Raw genomic sequence first — 15,517 nt, forward strand, 5'->3', positions numbered from 1 at the left:
GACGCCGCGCCAAAACGTCGAGCACATCGGTGTCGTCGGAGTGTTCGTTGGCTTTAGAAAACGGCGGGCAAAAGGACACGGTCACATGGCAAGAATAGTCGGCCTATGGAATTTCCTCAGTCGTTGACAGCGCTCTAACAGCGATCGTGCAGTCACAGGGGCCGCATCTGCCACAGGACAGTGTCCGCATCGTCGCCGGCCCGCAAGGTCGTAGGCTGGCTAGGTGACTCTGCCAGATGGGGGGCCAGAGGGTGGGCTAGACGGTGGGCTGGAGGGTAGCGAAACGCTGCCGGAGCTGCACAACACCGTCGTCGTCGCGGCATTCGAGGGCTGGAACGATGCCGGCGACGCGGCCAGCGATGCGGTGGCGCACTTGGCTGCCTCATGGAATGCGGCCCCGATCGTCGCGATCGACGACGAGGCTTACTACGACTACCAGGTGAATCGTCCGGTCATCCGGCAAGTCGATGGGGTTACTCGGGAGCTGGCGTGGCCGGCGATGCGGATCTCACACTGCCGACCGCCCGGTAGCGACCGCGACGTCGTGCTGATGTATGGGGTGGAGCCGAACATGCGTTGGCGCACCTTTTGCGATGAACTACTGGCCATCATCGACAAACTCAATGTCGACACCGTCGTGATCCTGGGGGCACTGCTGGCCGATACCCCCCATACGCGGCCGGTGCCGGTCACCGGGGCGGCTTACTCATCCGAGTCGGCACGGCTGTTCGGCTTGGAGGAAACCCGCTACGAGGGCCCGACCGGGATCGCCGGAGTGTTTCAATACGCCTGTGTGGCGGCCGGCATCCCGGCGGTGACGTTCTGGGCGGCGGTACCGCACTACGTGTCGCAGCCACCGAACCCGAAGGCGACGGTGGCGCTGCTGCACAGAGTCGAGGACGTGCTGGATATCGAGGTGCCGCTGGGCGATCTGCCCGCGCAGGCCGAAGCATGGGAGCGCGAGATTACCGAGATGACCGCCGAAGACGAGGAATTGGCTGATTACGTGCAGGCGCTCGAGCAACACGGCGACGCGGAGCTTGACGTCAACGACGCTCTCGGCAAGATCGACGGCGACGCGCTAGCCGCGGAGTTCGAACGCTATCTGCGGCGGCGCCTTTTTTTTACAAGCAGAGCCCGCCAAACGACTTTTCCCCCTTCCCCGTGGCCCGGAGGATGTGTAAAAGAGACAGGACCGGCATCCCCCCGGCCCCGCCAGCGCCACCCTGACCCCCAATGCCGCCGACGCCACCGAACGCACCGCTGTTGCCGTTACCTCCGGTACCACCGTCGCCACCGACGGCGAAACCGCCGACCGCCACGCCGCTGCCACCCATTCCGCCGTCGCCGCCTACGCCGCCGGGGGCGCCGGCACCTCCGGCGCCACCAACGCCGCCATTGCCACCGGCGCCACCATTGCCGATCAGCAGCCCGCCGTGACCGCCGGCGCCACCGGCACCGCCGACGCCACCGACGCCGCCGTGCACGTCACTGAAGTTGCCGTTGCCACCAGTACCGCCATCACCGGCCACGGCGCCATTGCCGGGGGCCTGGGCGACCCCGCCTCGTCCGCCTGTGCCCCCCGCACCGCCGGCGGCCGCGGCGTCACCGCCCCTACCACCGTCGCCACCGAAAGCGCTGCCAGAAGTGGCTGTCGCGACACCACCCTCCCCGCCCGTGCCGCCGTTACCCCCAAGGCCACCCTCACCGCCAGCACCGCTCGTGGCATTGCCTGATACTTGCGAGACGGCGGACCCGCCTTGCCCGCCGGTGCCTCCGGTGGCGCCGGTTAGTCCGGTAGCACCAGCTCCCCCTAGACCACCGGTGGCATTTCCATCCTCGACGTCGCCAACGCCCACTACGCCAGGCGCCGCCGCGTTAGCGCTGACGGTCGGGTTGACCCCATCTGCCCCGGTGACGCCAATGCCGCCATGCCCACCGCTTCCGCCGCTACCGAACACGATGGCGCTGCCGCCGTTACCGCCGTGCCCTGCGATGCCCCCATTGATGCCCGCCACAGCAGACCCGCCTTGCCCTCCTGGGCCGCCATTGCCGAACAACAAGCCGCCGGTGCCGCCGTTGCCGCCGGCCCCGCCGGCCCCACCTGCGCCGCCGGCCCCGCCGTTGCCGAACAATCCGGCGCTGCCGCCGATGCCGCCCGCCTGGCCAGGCGCGCCCGCGCCGCCGTTGCCGCCGTTGCCGAACAACAGCCCGCCGGCCCCGCCGGCCCGCCCGGGCCCACCGTTGGTGCCGTCGCCGATCAACGGGCGGCCCAACAGCAGCTGGGTGGGCGCGTTTATCAGGTTGAGCGCCTCTTGCATCGGCGTGGCGGCGGCAGCCTCGGTCGCCGCATATAGTCCGCCGCCGGCGGTCAATGCCTGCACAAACTGTTCGTGATACGCCGCCGCCTGCGCGCTGATCGCCTGATAGGCCTGTGCATGACCACCGAGCAGAGCCGCAATGGTCGCCGATACTTCATCTGCGGCGGCTGCCGCCAGGCCTGTCGTCGAGGCCGCCGCGGCCGAGTTGGCCGCGGTGATCGCCGAACCGATTCCCGTCAAATCTGAGGCCGCCACGGCGAGCACCGACGGTGTCGCGATCACAAAGGACATGTTGCCTCCGCTCAATCACGGCCACCCGGCCATCACCCGGTGAATTATCGAGCCAGGCGGCAACACGCAGATCGTACGCCGTACGACGACCACACGCGGCGACTTTGGCGTTCACCTTGGGCCGTAGCGGGCTATCGTGTAATACCCAGGCGGCGAAGGCGTTTGCGCTGTGCAGCCGAACCGTTTCTCATCAAGGCACCGAGTCCTCGGCAGCCGTTGGCGAGCTGTCGGAATCCTCGCCACCCGGACGCAGCGTCGCGATCACGGCGGTGGGTTCGCCGACCAACCGGGCACTGATGCGCCGGCTGACTATGGGAAGCCACGCCAACCGCAGCGCGGCACGTCGGAGCCGGAGCTGCGACGACGATGCCGGCAAGAACCAGCCGGCGGAATCGCGACCGCCCCTCTGTTTCTCCTCGACCACCGGACGCCAAAGCCGCTCGTAGAAGTCCAACGCACGGTCCACTGACGACGTTCTGCGTAGCTGTTCGGCGAGCACATAAGCGCCAGCAACCGCCAGTGAAGCGCCCTGCCCAGCGAACAGCGACACCGCCGAGCAGGCGTCGCCAATCAGTATCACCCGGTTCTTGCTCCAGCGCGGCATCTCGATCTGCGCGACCTGGTCGTAGTAGATCTCCTCCGATCTGGGGCATCGCCGCAACGCCTCGGGCACCAACCATCCCATGCCCGCATATTTATCCCGGATGGCGGCGCGGGTGTCGTGTGGCAGCTTCGGATCGGACGTGCGATGCACGGCGAACACCGCAATCCTGTTGTCTTGCAACATATAGAAGCCCATCTGGCGGTCGGCAGTGTCGGTGAGGACGAACCGATCCCGCGTAGTCTCACCGACGTCGGGTGCGTCGAACACAAAGGCGGCGCAATGGAACCCGAGGTAGCGCAGATACTGCGACTCGGCACCGAATACCAACTCCCGCACGGTCGAGTGAATGCCGTCGGCGCCGACCAAGAGATCGGCATCAAGCTCCGCTCCGTCGTCCAGCGTCACCGTCACCCCATCATCTCGGTGCGACACCTTGGACAGCGATCTACCAATGCGCAGGTCCACATTCCGGGGAAGGTTGTCCCGCAACACCTTTTCCAGGTCGGGTCGCATGACGCTGCACAGCCGCCCGTCCAGTGCCTTCGCCATCTCCCCGTAGGGCAGACCGACTCGTCGGCGACCGTGCTCGTCGACAAGGCTGGCTGCGTCGATGCGGTATGCGACCTCCTGAATTGCAGGCAGGACCCCGATCGCCTCGGCAGCCTCGTATCCGGAACCGAAAAAATCGATCATGTGGCCGTGCGCCCTGGGAGTGGATGAGCGGTCCAGGACCACCACCTCCGCGCCGAGCGCCGACATTCGTTCCGCCACGGCAAGACCGGCGATTCCGGCTCCGCAAATAGCCACTTTCACGGGCTATTAGCTCTCCAAGGTCTCGTTGTAGGCGCTGGCGGAACGGCCGAGCGCGGCGACCTCGGCGTCCAGGCGGGGCACTAGCTCGGCGGCGGCTTTGCGGACGGGCAGTTCACCGATCCGGAGTGACAGCACCGGCTTTACCCAACGGGCCCCGCCCACCCAACTCGGGCAGTACACGCGCGACTTGCGGCCCTCGATGCCCTTGACGAAAGCCACCGCGCACTTGTTCACCGACGTGGTCTTGTTCAACGGCCAGGGCAGTCGGGTCAGGAGTTCGCTGAACGCCGGCAAGTCAGCCCTGGTGTCGCGAACCAGGGCGGTGTCGATCCAGGACATGTGGGCCGAGCCGACGCTGACACCGCGGTGGGCGACCTCCAATCGCAGGGCGTTGGCGAAGATTTCGACTGCGGCCTTGGTTGCGTTGTACGGCGCCAGGCCGGGACACGCCGTGTATGCCGCCAACGACGAGACGACGAGGACATAGCCACGACGCTCGATCACCGCCGGTAGGGTGGCCCGCACGGTGTGAAAGACACCAAGCACGTTGACATCCAACACGCGCTTGAATGCCTCGGGCTCGACCTGCAGCACGGAGCCGTAGCTGGCGATTCCGGCATTGGCCACGACAACATCGATGCCGCCGAACTTTTCGACGGCTTGATCGGCCGCGGACTGCATGGCAGGCAAGTCGCGTACGTCGGCAACCACGGTCAGCAGGCGGTCATCGCCATCGAGTTCGGCGTTAATCGTGGCCAGCTCTGCCCTGCCGAGATCGATCAGCACGAGTTTGGCGCCTTTATTGTGCAGTCGGCGCGCGACCTCAGCCCCGATTCCCCTGGCAGCACCCGTGATGAAGACGACCTTGTCTTGCAGCGATGTCATGGCCGAAAACGTACCACCGTGCGCTTACAGGACCACCCCGAGCAAGGCATCGATTGCGGTTGCCAGCAACTTTGGCGCCTGGGCGTCGTGGCCGCCGTACTCGAGCGCATCGGTGGTCCAACCATCCAGTGCGGCAATCGCTTTGGGCGTGTCGAGATCATCGGCGAGGTAGCGGCGAACCCGGGCAATAGCGTCGGCGGCGTCCGGGCCCGCGGGCAGTGCGGTCGCGGTACGCCAGCGTTGCAGCCTGGCGGTCGCCTCGTCGAGGACCTCCTGGCTCCAAAGGCGATCCATACGGTAGTGCCCGGCAAGCAGACCAAGCCGGACCGCCGCAGGTTCAACCCCCTGAGCGCGCAGGCCTGATACCAACACCAGATTGCCGCGGCTCTTGGACATCTTGTGCCCGGCCCAGCCGATCATCCCGGCGTGCACGTAGTGGCGCGCGAATCTCCTTTCGCCGCTGACACATTCGGCATGCGCAGCGGTGAACTCGTGATGCGGAAAGATCAGGTCGCTGCCGCCACCCTGGATGTCCAGGCCGCTGCCGATACGGCTGAGCGCGATCGCGGCGCATTCGACGTGCCAGCCCGGCCGGCCAGGCCCGAACGGCGACGGCCAGGTGGGCTCCCCGGGCCGCGCTGAGCGCCATAGCAGAGCGTCCAACTCGTCGGTTTTGCCGGGCCGACGCGGGTCCCCACCGCGCTGCTCGAACAGCCGCAGCATGGTGTCGCGGTCATAGCCCGACTCGTAGCCGAACTGCAGCGTTGCGTCAGCCCGGTAGTAGATGTCCTGGTGCCCCCCTATTTCCGGATCGATCACGTAGGCCGCCCCGGAGGCGAGCATCTTCTCGATCAGCTCGACCATTTCGGCAACCGCGTCGGTGGCTGCGATGTACTCGTGGGGCGGCAATACCCGCAGCGCGTGCATGTCGTCGCGAAAGAGCTCGACCTCGCGCTCGGCGAGGTCGCGCCAGTCGACGCCGTCGCGATCGGCGCGCTCGAACAACGGATCGTCGACATCGGTGACGTTCTGCACGTAGAGCACGTCGTGACCGAGGTCCAGCCATATCCGATGTATCAGATCGAACGCCAGGTAGGTGGCGGCGTGGCCCAGATGGGTGGCGTCGTAGGGGGTAATGCCGCAGACGTACATGGTGGCTTTGCTACCGGGAGTCACCGGGCGCACCTGCCGATCGGCGGTGTCGTACAGCCGTAGCTCAGGACCGCGTCCCGGTAGCGCGGGGACCGGTACGGGGGGCCACGACTTCATGCCGTCGACTTTAATGGCGCCGAGCCTGCGCTAAGCGCCTGTCCAAGGCCCAATCGGCAGCGGTGAGCGCAGTCTGGACGGTCTGGACGCAACATCTAGCTCCAGGCCCGCCGGATAGCGTCGAGCAGGATCGGAGCTAGCTCGGCACGACACATCACGAAGTCGGGCAGGTAGGGGTCATACTGGTTGTAGCGCAGCGGCGAGCCGTCCAGACGCGACGCATGCATGCCCGCGGCAAGCACCACACCCGCCGGCGCCGCCGAGTCCCATTCCCATTGACCGCCGGCGTGCAGGTAGGCGTCAACATGACCATCGATCAAGGCCATGGCTTTGGCACCGGCTGAACCGATGGCGACCGGTTGGATGGCTAGCTTCTGCCGAATGCGGTGCAGCACCGCAGGTGGCCGGGTGGCGCTGACGGCAATCCGCAGCGTGCCGGGAACACCGACCCGGGCGGCGTTGGCGGTCACGGTGTCACTGCGGTAAATCATGTTTCCGCGGGCCGGCAACGCCACCGCGGCGTCAGTAATCTCCGGCCGCCCGTCGGTGGGACGCTGCCAGAGCGCAATATGTACTGCCCAGTCGTCGCGTCCGGGCGTGGAGAACTCCCGAGTGCCGTCCAGCGGGTCGATGATCCACACCCGGTCGGACTGCAGCCGAGCCAGATCGTCGTGGGCTTCCTCACTTAGCACCGCATCGTTGGGCCGCTCGGCCCGGAGCCGTCGCAGGATCAGCTCGTTTGCGTGGAAATCACCCGCATCGCCGAGCGCCCATGGCTGCCCGAACCCGACCTCATCGCGCACTTGCAGCAGCAGCTTTCCTGCGTCGGCAGCGAGGTCGGCGGCCAGCGCGGCGTCAGTCACCGCTTCAGTATCGCGGACGGCAGAGCTCGGCTTAGAAGGCCGGCCAGGGTATCGGACGGTGTCGGTTCGGTCCGGGCATCACTGGATTGTCCAGCAGCGCATGCGCGCGCTGGCGCAGCGCGGCGATTTCAGCACTGGTGATCTGCCCGGCGAGCTCTTCGGCGAGCGGGCCACAAAGCGCGTCGGCCAGCCCGGCAACCGCCTCAAGGGTTTCGTCGTCGATCGGCTTACCCGCCCAACCCCACAGCACTGTGCGCAGTTTGTCCTGGACATGCAGACACACGCCGTGGTCTACGCCGTAGACATGCCCGTCGAGACCATGCAGGACGTGGCCGCCCTTGCGGTCGGCGTTGTTGACGAGCACGTCGAACACCGCCATCCGGCGCAGCCGAATGTCGTCGGCATGCATCAGGATCACCTCGTCGCCGGCGTAGTCATAGGCGCGCAGAACCGGCAGATAGCCCGGCTGCGGCTTGCCGACGGGAAACAGGTCCACCAGGTCGGGCCCGGGCCGGGGATCGGAATCGATAGCGTCACCGGGCTGCTGCACCCACAGCTGTAGCATCCCCGACCCCGCGGGTCCGTCGCGAATGACGGTGTAGGGCACAATATTCCAACCCAACTGCGTCGACACCAGGTAGGCGCTGAGTTCACGGCCGGCCAATGTCCCGTCGGGAAAATCCCACAACGGCTGCTCACCGGAGACCGGCTTGTATACGCAGTGCACGCTGGTGTCACCCAACGTCGACTCGCACAGAAAGGTGGAGTTGCTCGCCGAGCGAATGCGTCCGAGAACCGTCACCGCGCCGTCGCGCAACGCCTCACGGTGGTCATTCCTCGGGATCATCGTTGGACCCGAGCAGCGCCTCGCGCCGGTATCCGTTGGCGCGTGCGCAGATGTGTCCCTCAGGGTCCAGCGGTTCATCGCACAGCGGACACGGTGGACGCCCAGCCGAGATGACGCGGTTGGACCGGGTAGCGAATTGGCGCGCCGACTCCGGCGTCAGAAACACCCGCACCGCGTCGGGCCCCTCCTCCGTGTCGTCGAGTACCACGGAGGCATCGAATTCCGCGTCGGTGACCGCCAGCAGTTCGACCACCACCGTCTGCGCTTCTGAATCCCAGCCCAGTCCCATTGTCCCGACCCGGAATTCGGCATCCACCGGCATGATCAGCGGGTTGAGATCGTCAACCTCGGTGGGCTCGGGCGGAACCGGGGTGCCGAACCGGCGATGGACCTCGAGCAGCAGCGCTCCGATGCGTTCAGCGAGCACCGCGACTTGCTGCTTCTCCAAGACCACGGACACCACCCGGGAGTCGTGCACCGCTTGGATATAGAACGTGCGGTTTCCAGGCTGGCCAACGGTCCCGGCCACGAAGCGGTCGGGTGTGCGGAATACATGAATTGCGCGGGCCATTGCACCTCCAAAATACCGGCAGTTGCCGTCGCTGTGCGATCGATCGCAGATAGCGCGTTCGGCCCCGCTAGTCGGTCGAGCCTCCAACGACGGCGTCGCTGGACGGCACCTGAGCCTTTTCCTGTCCCTTTTCCTGCTGCGGCGGCGCGGCCGCCAAGCCAGCCGATAGTCGCGGCCCGGTGTGGTTGACGTGCACGACGAACGGCCGCAGCTGGGTGTAGCGGATCACGCTTATCGAGCCAGGGTCGGCGGTCACTCGCTGAAAGCCGTCCAGATGCATGCCGTACGCGTCGGCAATCAGCGCCTTGATCACGTCGCCGTGAGTACACGCCAGCCAGAGCACGTCGCCACTATGCTGATCGGCCAGCCGCCGGTCGTGGTCGCGCACGGCGGCCACCGCACGCGTCTGCACCTGCGCCAGGCCCTCCCCGCCGGGAAACACCGCCGCACTCGGATGTGCCTGCACGACCTTCCACAACGGCTCATTGACCAAGTCGCCCATTTTGCGACCGGTCCACTCGCCGTAGTCGACTTCGGCGAGCCGGTCCTCGATGACGGGCGCCAGACACAGCGCGTCGGCCAGGGGTTCGACGGTGCGACGGCACCGCAGCAGCGGCGAACTCACCACCGCCCGGATCGGCAAGGTGCCGATCCGATCGATCAGGCCGGTCGCCTGCGCGCGCCCCTTGTCGTCGAGGTCGACGCCCTCGGAGCGACCGGCCAGGATCCCGGCCGTATTCGAGGTGGATCGGCCATGGCGTAGCAGGAGGACGGTCACGTCGCACACACCGTCCCGGTCGCCAGCAGGACCAACACACCCGTCCCGGCGGCTAGTCGGTAGCCCACGAACCAATACATGTTGTGCCGGACCAGAAACCGCAGGAACCACGCCACCGCGGCGAGGCCTATGACAAACGCGATCAGGGTCGCCGCCAATAGCTGCGGACCCGTTGCGCTCATCCCCTCGGTTACCGGGTGAAACGCGTCCGGCAGCGAGAACAACCCGGATGCGAAGACCGCAGGTATGGCCAGCAGGAAGCCGAATCGGGCAGCCAGCTCGCGTTCGAGTCCGACGAACAGTCCGGCGCTGATCGTCGCCCCCGATCGCGAGACCCCAGGCACCAACGCTAGGCACTGGGCGACGCCCACCACCACGGCATCTCGCCAGTTCAGGTGCTCGATGTCCCGGATCTGCCGACCCAGATGCTCGGCCAGGGCAATCACCCCCGAAAACACCACCAGCGCCGTCGCCACCACCCATAGGTTGCGCACACCCGAGCGGATCTCGTCTTTGAACAACAGGCCCAAGACGCAGATTGGGATAGTCCCGATGATGACGTACCAACCGAGCCGATAGTCGGCGTCGCGATGGGACGTGACGACCAGGCCGTTAAACCATGCCTTGAGGATCCGCACGATATCGCGTGCGAAATAGAGCAGTACTGCGGCTTCAGTGCCCAATTGGGTGACCGCGGTGAACGAGGCGCCGGCGTCGCGGTTGAAGAAAACCCGCGACACGATCGCCAGGTGTCCCGATGAGGACACGGGCAGGAACTCGGTTAAACCTTGCAGCACGGCCAAATCGATGACTTGCCACCAGGACATCGCCGAAACCGCAGACACGACGACGACCGTACCTAATGAGGACGGCCGCCACTCAGTGTGACTAGTCCAGATGGTGGCGACCCGCTGCGCCCGCGCTTGCGATCGCCACGGCCGGGCTTGCGATCACAACTAGCGAGATACCGGTTCGGCGCGCGCGACTGAATCCCGTACCGCGGCGGCTAGGCTGCGCTCGTCGGTGAGGTCGATGTCGACCAGGCTGCGCACTGCCTTCGCGACGACATCTTCGGCCTGCGGAACCGGCCCCGCCAGCCGCGGCCGGTAAATTTCGACAATGAGTGATCCGTGCGAAATGTGGAAGGAAAAACTGCGTCCATCACCGACTTGTCCGTACCCGCTGGCGAAAATCCCCGTCGACATGTCCTCGACAGCAAACTCATTGTCTGCAGTATGCCGGTCTGCGGTGACGGTCATGCCGCGAGAATACCTCGCCGGTACGTCTTGGCGAGGGCAACATGGCGAGATTGGGTTCACAACGTTCCTTAGAATTTGATCCGATGTTCCACTTTCGAGGGCTAACGCGTTGCTAAGGCCAAATAAACAGGCAGTTCACCGGCAGGTTTGTGGATTATTGCTTTTGCTGTCCTTGGCGGGGCTCGTTGTGGGGTGTAGGGCAAATTATCTAAATAATTCCCCTCCGACTGTGCAACCTGCACAGCCCGCCGTGTCACCGCCCGTGTCGCAGAATCCGGCCGGCGCAGTGCAGCCGCTGGTCGGCCACCCGCAGGCGGCGCTCTTCGACGGCAGTAGTCGGCAGTTGGTGGTGCTCGACCCCGGGGCCAACCCGGCGGGGCCGGCCAGCATCAGCCTGTTCGGTCACGAACAGCTTCCACCGCGTGCCATCGTCCTACCTGGTCCTGCGACGGCGTTGACCTGCGACGGCCGCGGCATCGCCTATCTGTCATCCCGCGGAGGCTATTTCACAGTCGACCTGGTCTCCGGACACGTCACACAGGTGAATGTCGCCGGCACCCCGAACGTCGAATACACCGCAATCGCGCGCCGCGCCGACGGGAAGCTGATGTTGGGCAGCGCCGACGGCGCGGTGTACACGCTGGGCGCCTCCGAATCGAGGCCCGATTCGGTAGCCAACCGGATAAAGATCTTTGCACGCGTCGATGCCCTTGTGGCACAAGGAAATACGACAGTGGTGCTGGATCGTGGCCAGACTTCGGTGACGACCATCGGCGCCGACGGTCATGCGGAGCAGGCCCTGCGTGCCGGCGAGGGAGCAACCACGCTGACCGCCGATCCCCTGGGTCGGGTCCTGGTAGCCGACACGCGTGGCGGCCAGCTGCTGGTGTACGGGGTCGACCCGCTGATCCTGCGCCAGGCTTACCCGGTGCGGGGCGCCCCGTACGGTTTGGCTGGCTCGCGGGAGTTTGCCTGGGTGTCCCAAACGGCGTCGAACATCGTCATTGGTTACGATCTGAGCACCGGAATACCCGTGGAAAAGGTGCGTTACCCAACTGTGCAGCAACCCAACTCGCTGGCCTTTGACGAAGCGTCGGACACCTTGTACGTGGTGTCGGGGTCCGGTGCTGGGGTCCAGGTCATCGAGCATGCGGCGGGTCGCCCATGAAAAACGGGCCCGCGCCGCGGCGGGCTCGGTTGCCCGCGGGTTGGGACACCGACATGTCCGACGAATACGAGTGGGCGCCGTTACGCCTGCCGCCGGAAGTGACCAGGATCAGCGCGTCCACCCGACTGTCCATCGAGGCCGAGTATCGCGGCTGGGAGCTGACCCGGGTGCGGCTCTACACCGACGGCAGCAGGCGGGTGTTGTTGCGCCGCAAGAAATCTCGTTCCAATAACCGCTTGCCTGACCAACCGGGGCTGTGACGTTGGGCCAGCACCGATGGTACGGGCTGCTGCGACGACTGCTGTTTCTGATTCCGCCCGAGCGTGTTCACAAATTGGTTTTTGCCGTCCTTCGCGACGTCACCGCCATCGCTTGGGTGCGCCGATTGTTGCGGCGGCGGCTCGGCCCGACGGATCCGGTGCTGGCCAGCACGGTGTTCGGGGTGCGGTTCCCGGGACCGCTTGGGCTGGCGGCCGGATTCGACAAGGACGGCATCGGGCTATCCACCTGGGGGGCACTGGGTTTCGGCTACGCCGAAATCGGCACTGTCACCGCCCACCCGCAGCCCGGCAACGCGGCTCCGCGGATGTTTCGGCTGCCCGCCGACCGCGCGTTGCTGAACCGGATGGGGTTTAACAACCACGGCGCCGGCGAACTGGCCGTCCGGCTCGCACGGCACAGTCCCGACATACCGATCGGGGTGAACATCGGCAAGACCAAGACGACCCCGGCCGCCGGGGCCGTCGACGATTACCGCGCCAGCGCCCGGCTGGTCGGACCGCTGGCGTCGTATCTGGTGGTCAATGTCAGCTCGCCCAACACGCCGGGCTTGCGAGATCTGCAGGCAGTCGAGTCGCTGCGGCCGATCCTTGAGGCCGTCCTCGCCGAGACCGCAGCTAGCAAGACGCCGGTGCTGGTGAAGATCGCGCCGGACCTCTCCGATTCCGACATCGATGACATCGCCGATCTGGCGCTCGAGCTGGGTCTGGCTGGCATCGTGGCAACCAACACCACGGTGTCGCGTGCCGGACTGAGCACGCTCGGGGTCGACAAGCTGGGCGCCGGTGGTATCTCGGGCCCGCCGGTGGCGCGACGCGCGGTCGAGGTGTTGCGCCGGTTGTATGACCGGGTCGGTGATCGGTTGGTGCTGATCAGCGTGGGCGGTATCGAAACCGCGGACGACGCCTGGGAGCGCATCACCGCGGGAGCCTCATTGCTGCAGGGCTATACCGGCTTCGTTTACGGCGGGGGCTTGTGGGCCAAGAACATTCACGACGGCATCGCCCACCGGTTGCATGAGGGCGGGTTCGCCTCACTGGGTGAGGCGGTGGGTTCGGCCCATGGCAGGACTCAATAGCTGGATTCGCGCCCGTGTCGGCGCCTCTTTTGGGAGCATGATCACGTTCGTGGGTAGTGGTGAGCCGAGGGGGTCGTCGCCATATCGTTTGTGATCACCGCGCCGGAGGCACTGACCAGCGCGGCCGGAAACTTAGTGGGTGTGGGCTCGACGCTGGCCGAAGCCACTGCGGCGGCGGCGGGCCCTACAACTAGCGTTGAGGCTGCGGCCGCCGATGAAGTGTCGGTGGCTCTCTCCCAACTGTTCGGCAGCTACGGCAAGCAGTTTCAAGCTTTGAGCGCCCAGGCTGCGACGTTTCATGACGAATTTGTCAGGTTGTTGAAGGGTGGCGCGACGGCATATCTCAACACCGAGATCGCCAACGTTCCGAACGCCGCGGCCGCCACCGACCAGCTTCTCGGCGGCTTGATCCCGACGGGTCCGAGCGGGCTAAGCCCGATCACCGGCGGAGCGCCCTCGGGGATCTTCAATGGCGCCGGTCAGCAGATCGGGTCGGTCATTTCCTCGCTTATTGGCGGCAACCCCGGCTCAATCCTGCCGGGACTATTCGGCCCCAACCAGACCGGCGCCCCAGCCCCTGTCGTTGGCCCATATCAAGCTCTCTTCGCCCATACCAATGCCAATCTGCAAACCATCCTCGGCAATTGGGCCGCCCACCCCTTCCCGGTGCTGCAGCAGGTCATCAGTAACCAGCAGGGTTACGCGCAGCTAATCGCCACGGACATAGCAAACACCATCCAGAACCTTCCGGCCAGGTTGCAGGCCGCCGTCCAGTACGCAGCGACCTACGACCCGGTCGCTGCGACGCAGGCATATATCGCCAAACAAGCCGCCTACGACCACATTGTCAACACGTCACTGGCGAACGGGGCTCGAGAGCTTCAGGCCAATCTCCCGGGCTTTCAGTCCGATCTGGGGACGATCGGCCAATCGGCGCTGACGGGCGACTACCACGGCGCCGTGCACGGCGTGCCGCGCGCGTTGATACGTCTGTTCCTCGACGGAGTCGAGCTGCGCAACGGGCAGGAAGTCATCATCCACGGCCCGGCCGGCGAGCTACTCCCCATGATGGATGTTGCGGCACAGCGGCAGCAGGACCTGATCAACCTGTCGCCCCCGGGCTCCGTCCCCCGCCAGATGGTGCAGAACCTGTTCGACGCGGTCGGCGTGGCCATGCCCTCATTGGGCTTTGCGCTGATCGGTCCGCCGATCGCCACCCTGGACGGGTTGGCCACCGGCATGACGGCGTTCGGGACGGCACTGCAAGCCGGCGACGGAGTAGGCGCGGTGGGCGCACTCCTCGGCATGCCCGCCTATGTGGCAGACGGCTTCCTCAACGGTGAAACCGTCGTCGACCTAACGATCCCGGTGACCGAGACGGTGGTGCTCCCCCCGCCACTCCCCACCATCGGCGCCAATACACCGATCGTGGTCCACTTACCCTTCTACGGGATTCTGGCTCAGCCGCAACCGATTTCGGCGACGATACTCATTCCAGCTGGGCCTATCACCATCCCCATCCAGAGCCCCGTGAGCTTCGGCGAAACGGAGTTTGGCGGCCTCGTTCCTCAGCTGCTGACCTACATACCCCTGCAGGTCGCTTCGGCAATCTCACCGAACTAGTCGGATCACGCGGGCCCCCCGGCGCCGCCGGTGCCCGCGGTGCCGCCGGCACCGCCGGCGCCTCCGGTACCGCCGAGGCCAGCGCTGCCGGCGCTTCCGATGCCGCCGCTGGTACCGACGTTGCCGAAACCGTTGTCGCCGTCGCCGCCGGTGCCGCCGTTTCCGCCGGTTCCACCGGTTCCACCGGTTCCACCAGTGCCCAACACCGAGGTGCCGCCGGACCCACCGGTGGCACCGACTGCCCCGGCGCCTCCTTTTCCACCGGCACCGCCGTTGGTACCTCCGCTGGCCTCGCCCCCCTTGCCCCCGGTGCCACCACCACCGCCGGCTCCGCCGATTCCGCCGTCGCCGCCGTTGCCGGTGTTGCCGCCACCGGCCCCGCCCATACCGGCGGCACCAGCCGTCCCGCCGGCTCCGCCGATCCCGCCACTGCCGCTCCCGTTGCCGTTACCGCCTGTCCCGCCTTTGCCCCCCGAGCCGCCTTGGCCACCGGTACCGCCGTCGCCGTTGCCGTCTCCGCCGACCCCGCCGGCCCCGGCGGCGCCGCCTGCGCCACCGACGCCGCCTGCGGCACCTTCGCCGCTGTTTTTGGTGCCGGTAAATCTGCCGCCCTCGCCACCGTCACCACCCCTGCCACCGGCGCCACCCGTGCCGCCTTCGCCACCGCCGGCCCCGCCGATGCCCGCACCACCATCACCGCCCCGGCCGCCGGCGCCGCCACCACCGCCCTGGCGGCCGGCGGTAGGCGCAGTTCCCGAGGTGCCGGCTTGCCCGGTGCCACCGTTGCCGCCGTCGCCGCCGGCTCCGCCTTTGCCGCCGGTGCCGATCGCCCCGGCCGCACCGCCGTCGGGTCCGGGGCCGCCAGCGC

The 15,517-nt window shown here is 66.6% G+C and carries 15 protein-coding genes and 1 pseudogene; 5 read left to right on the plus strand and 11 right to left on the minus strand.

The genetic code is table 11. The features are described from left to right. Positions 1 to 268: 268 nt before the first annotated feature. A pseudogene (locus MSIMFI_RS17380) lies at positions 269 to 1,117 on the plus strand (PAC2 family protein); the annotation flags it as partial. Positions 1,118 to 1,124: 7 nt separating this feature from the next. Here MSIMFI_RS17380 and MSIMFI_RS17385 read toward each other — a convergent pair. The 10 genes from MSIMFI_RS17385 to MSIMFI_RS17430 all read right to left on the minus strand — a co-directional run bounded on the left by MSIMFI_RS17385 (position 1,125) and on the right by MSIMFI_RS17430 (position 10,501). Further along, complete coding sequence (locus MSIMFI_RS17385; protein ID WP_191498395.1) at positions 1,125 to 2,612, minus strand: PE family protein; 1,488 nt, start codon at positions 2,610 to 2,612, stop codon at positions 1,125 to 1,127. A 190-nt stretch (positions 2,613 to 2,802) separates the two neighbouring features. Beyond that, on the minus strand, positions 2,803 to 4,029 hold the full coding sequence (locus tag MSIMFI_RS17390) for an FAD-dependent monooxygenase (protein WP_191498396.1): 1,227 nt from the start codon (positions 4,027 to 4,029) through the stop codon (positions 2,803 to 2,805). A 6-nt stretch (positions 4,030 to 4,035) separates the two neighbouring features. Continuing rightward, complete coding sequence (locus MSIMFI_RS17395) at positions 4,036 to 4,914, minus strand: SDR family oxidoreductase (RefSeq protein WP_191498397.1); 879 nt, start codon at positions 4,912 to 4,914, stop codon at positions 4,036 to 4,038. 24 nt (positions 4,915 to 4,938) lie between these two features. Then, on the minus strand, positions 4,939 to 6,183 hold the full coding sequence (gene mshC / locus MSIMFI_RS17400) for a cysteine--1-D-myo-inosityl 2-amino-2-deoxy-alpha-D-glucopyranoside ligase (protein WP_191498398.1): 1,245 nt from the start codon (positions 6,181 to 6,183) through the stop codon (positions 4,939 to 4,941). Between the two features lie 95 nt (positions 6,184 to 6,278). Continuing rightward, entirely contained in the window at positions 6,279 to 7,046 is a 768-nt protein-coding gene (locus MSIMFI_RS17405; protein ID WP_191498399.1) for a 3'(2'),5'-bisphosphate nucleotidase CysQ, read from the minus strand. A 31-nt stretch (positions 7,047 to 7,077) separates the two neighbouring features. Further along, positions 7,078 to 7,893 (minus strand): SCO1664 family protein, encoded by an 816-nt coding sequence (locus MSIMFI_RS17410; RefSeq protein ID WP_191498400.1) that lies wholly within the window; start codon positions 7,891 to 7,893, stop codon positions 7,078 to 7,080. Further along, entirely contained in the window at positions 7,877 to 8,464 is a 588-nt protein-coding gene (locus MSIMFI_RS17415; RefSeq protein ID WP_186243581.1) for a DUF3090 domain-containing protein, read from the minus strand. Before MSIMFI_RS17415 ends, MSIMFI_RS17410 begins: the two co-directional genes overlap by 17 nt. A gap of 67 nt (positions 8,465 to 8,531) precedes the next feature. Continuing rightward, entirely contained in the window at positions 8,532 to 9,242 is a 711-nt protein-coding gene (locus MSIMFI_RS17420; protein ID WP_191498401.1) for a histidine phosphatase family protein, read from the minus strand. Next, complete coding sequence (locus MSIMFI_RS17425) at positions 9,239 to 10,069, minus strand: undecaprenyl-diphosphate phosphatase (RefSeq protein ID WP_186245823.1); 831 nt, start codon at positions 10,067 to 10,069, stop codon at positions 9,239 to 9,241. Before MSIMFI_RS17425 ends, MSIMFI_RS17420 begins: the two co-directional genes overlap by 4 nt. Before the next feature lie 129 nt (positions 10,070 to 10,198). Beyond that, entirely contained in the window at positions 10,199 to 10,501 is a 303-nt protein-coding gene (locus MSIMFI_RS17430; RefSeq protein WP_191498402.1) for a hypothetical protein, read from the minus strand. 109 nt (positions 10,502 to 10,610) lie between these two features. Here MSIMFI_RS17430 and MSIMFI_RS17435 point away from each other — a divergent pair, with 109 nt between their 5' ends. The 4 genes from MSIMFI_RS17435 to MSIMFI_RS29330 all read left to right on the plus strand — a co-directional run bounded on the left by MSIMFI_RS17435 (position 10,611) and on the right by MSIMFI_RS29330 (position 14,649). After that, the gene (locus tag MSIMFI_RS17435; RefSeq protein WP_191498403.1) at positions 10,611 to 11,669 is read left to right on the plus strand and encodes a YncE family protein; all 1,059 of its coding nucleotides are present in this window, start codon (positions 10,611 to 10,613) and stop codon (positions 11,667 to 11,669) included. Beyond that, on the plus strand, positions 11,666 to 11,929 hold the full coding sequence (locus MSIMFI_RS17440) for a DUF5703 family protein (protein ID WP_186243585.1): 264 nt from the start codon (positions 11,666 to 11,668) through the stop codon (positions 11,927 to 11,929). Before MSIMFI_RS17435 ends, MSIMFI_RS17440 begins: the two co-directional genes overlap by 4 nt. A gap of 2 nt (positions 11,930 to 11,931) precedes the next feature. Next, entirely contained in the window at positions 11,932 to 13,026 is a 1,095-nt protein-coding gene (locus MSIMFI_RS17445; RefSeq protein WP_191498583.1) for a quinone-dependent dihydroorotate dehydrogenase, read from the plus strand. Between the two features lie 90 nt (positions 13,027 to 13,116). After that, on the plus strand, positions 13,117 to 14,649 hold the full coding sequence (locus MSIMFI_RS29330; RefSeq protein WP_318187411.1) for a PE family protein: 1,533 nt from the start codon (positions 13,117 to 13,119) through the stop codon (positions 14,647 to 14,649). A gap of 5 nt (positions 14,650 to 14,654) precedes the next feature. Here the strand turns inward: MSIMFI_RS29330 and MSIMFI_RS17455 are convergent. Beyond that, the coding region (locus tag MSIMFI_RS17455) for a hypothetical protein (protein WP_191498404.1) at positions 14,655 to 15,517 on the minus strand (863 nt) is incomplete at its 5' end.

Origin of the sequence: Mycobacterium simulans (assembly GCF_900232995.1) — a bacterium.
Taxonomy (GTDB): Bacteria; Actinomycetota; Actinomycetes; order Mycobacteriales; family Mycobacteriaceae; genus Mycobacterium; species Mycobacterium simulans.

Excerpts from the sequence above, each read along its gene's own strand:
- MSIMFI_RS17395 (WP_191498397.1), bottom strand. The coding sequence starts at position 4,914 with ATGACATCGCTGCAAGACAAGGTCGTCTTCATCACGGGTGCTGCCAGG.
- MSIMFI_RS17415 (WP_186243581.1), bottom strand. The coding sequence starts at position 8,464 with ATGGCCCGCGCAATTCATGTATTCCGCACACCCGACCGCTTCGTGGCC.
- MSIMFI_RS17410 (WP_191498400.1), bottom strand. The coding sequence starts at position 7,893 with ATGATCCCGAGGAATGACCACCGTGAGGCGTTGCGCGACGGCGCGGTG.
- mshC (WP_191498398.1), bottom strand. The coding sequence starts at position 6,183 with ATGAAGTCGTGGCCCCCCGTACCGGTCCCCGCGCTACCGGGACGCGGT.
- MSIMFI_RS17425 (WP_186245823.1), bottom strand. The coding sequence starts at position 10,069 with ATGTCCTGGTGGCAAGTCATCGATTTGGCCGTGCTGCAAGGTTTAACC.
- MSIMFI_RS17430 (WP_191498402.1), bottom strand. The coding sequence starts at position 10,501 with ATGACCGTCACCGCAGACCGGCATACTGCAGACAATGAGTTTGCTGTC.
- MSIMFI_RS17385 (WP_191498395.1), bottom strand. The coding sequence starts at position 2,612 with ATGTCCTTTGTGATCGCGACACCGTCGGTGCTCGCCGTGGCGGCCTCA.
- MSIMFI_RS17440 (WP_186243585.1), top strand. The coding sequence starts at position 11,666 with ATGAAAAACGGGCCCGCGCCGCGGCGGGCTCGGTTGCCCGCGGGTTGG.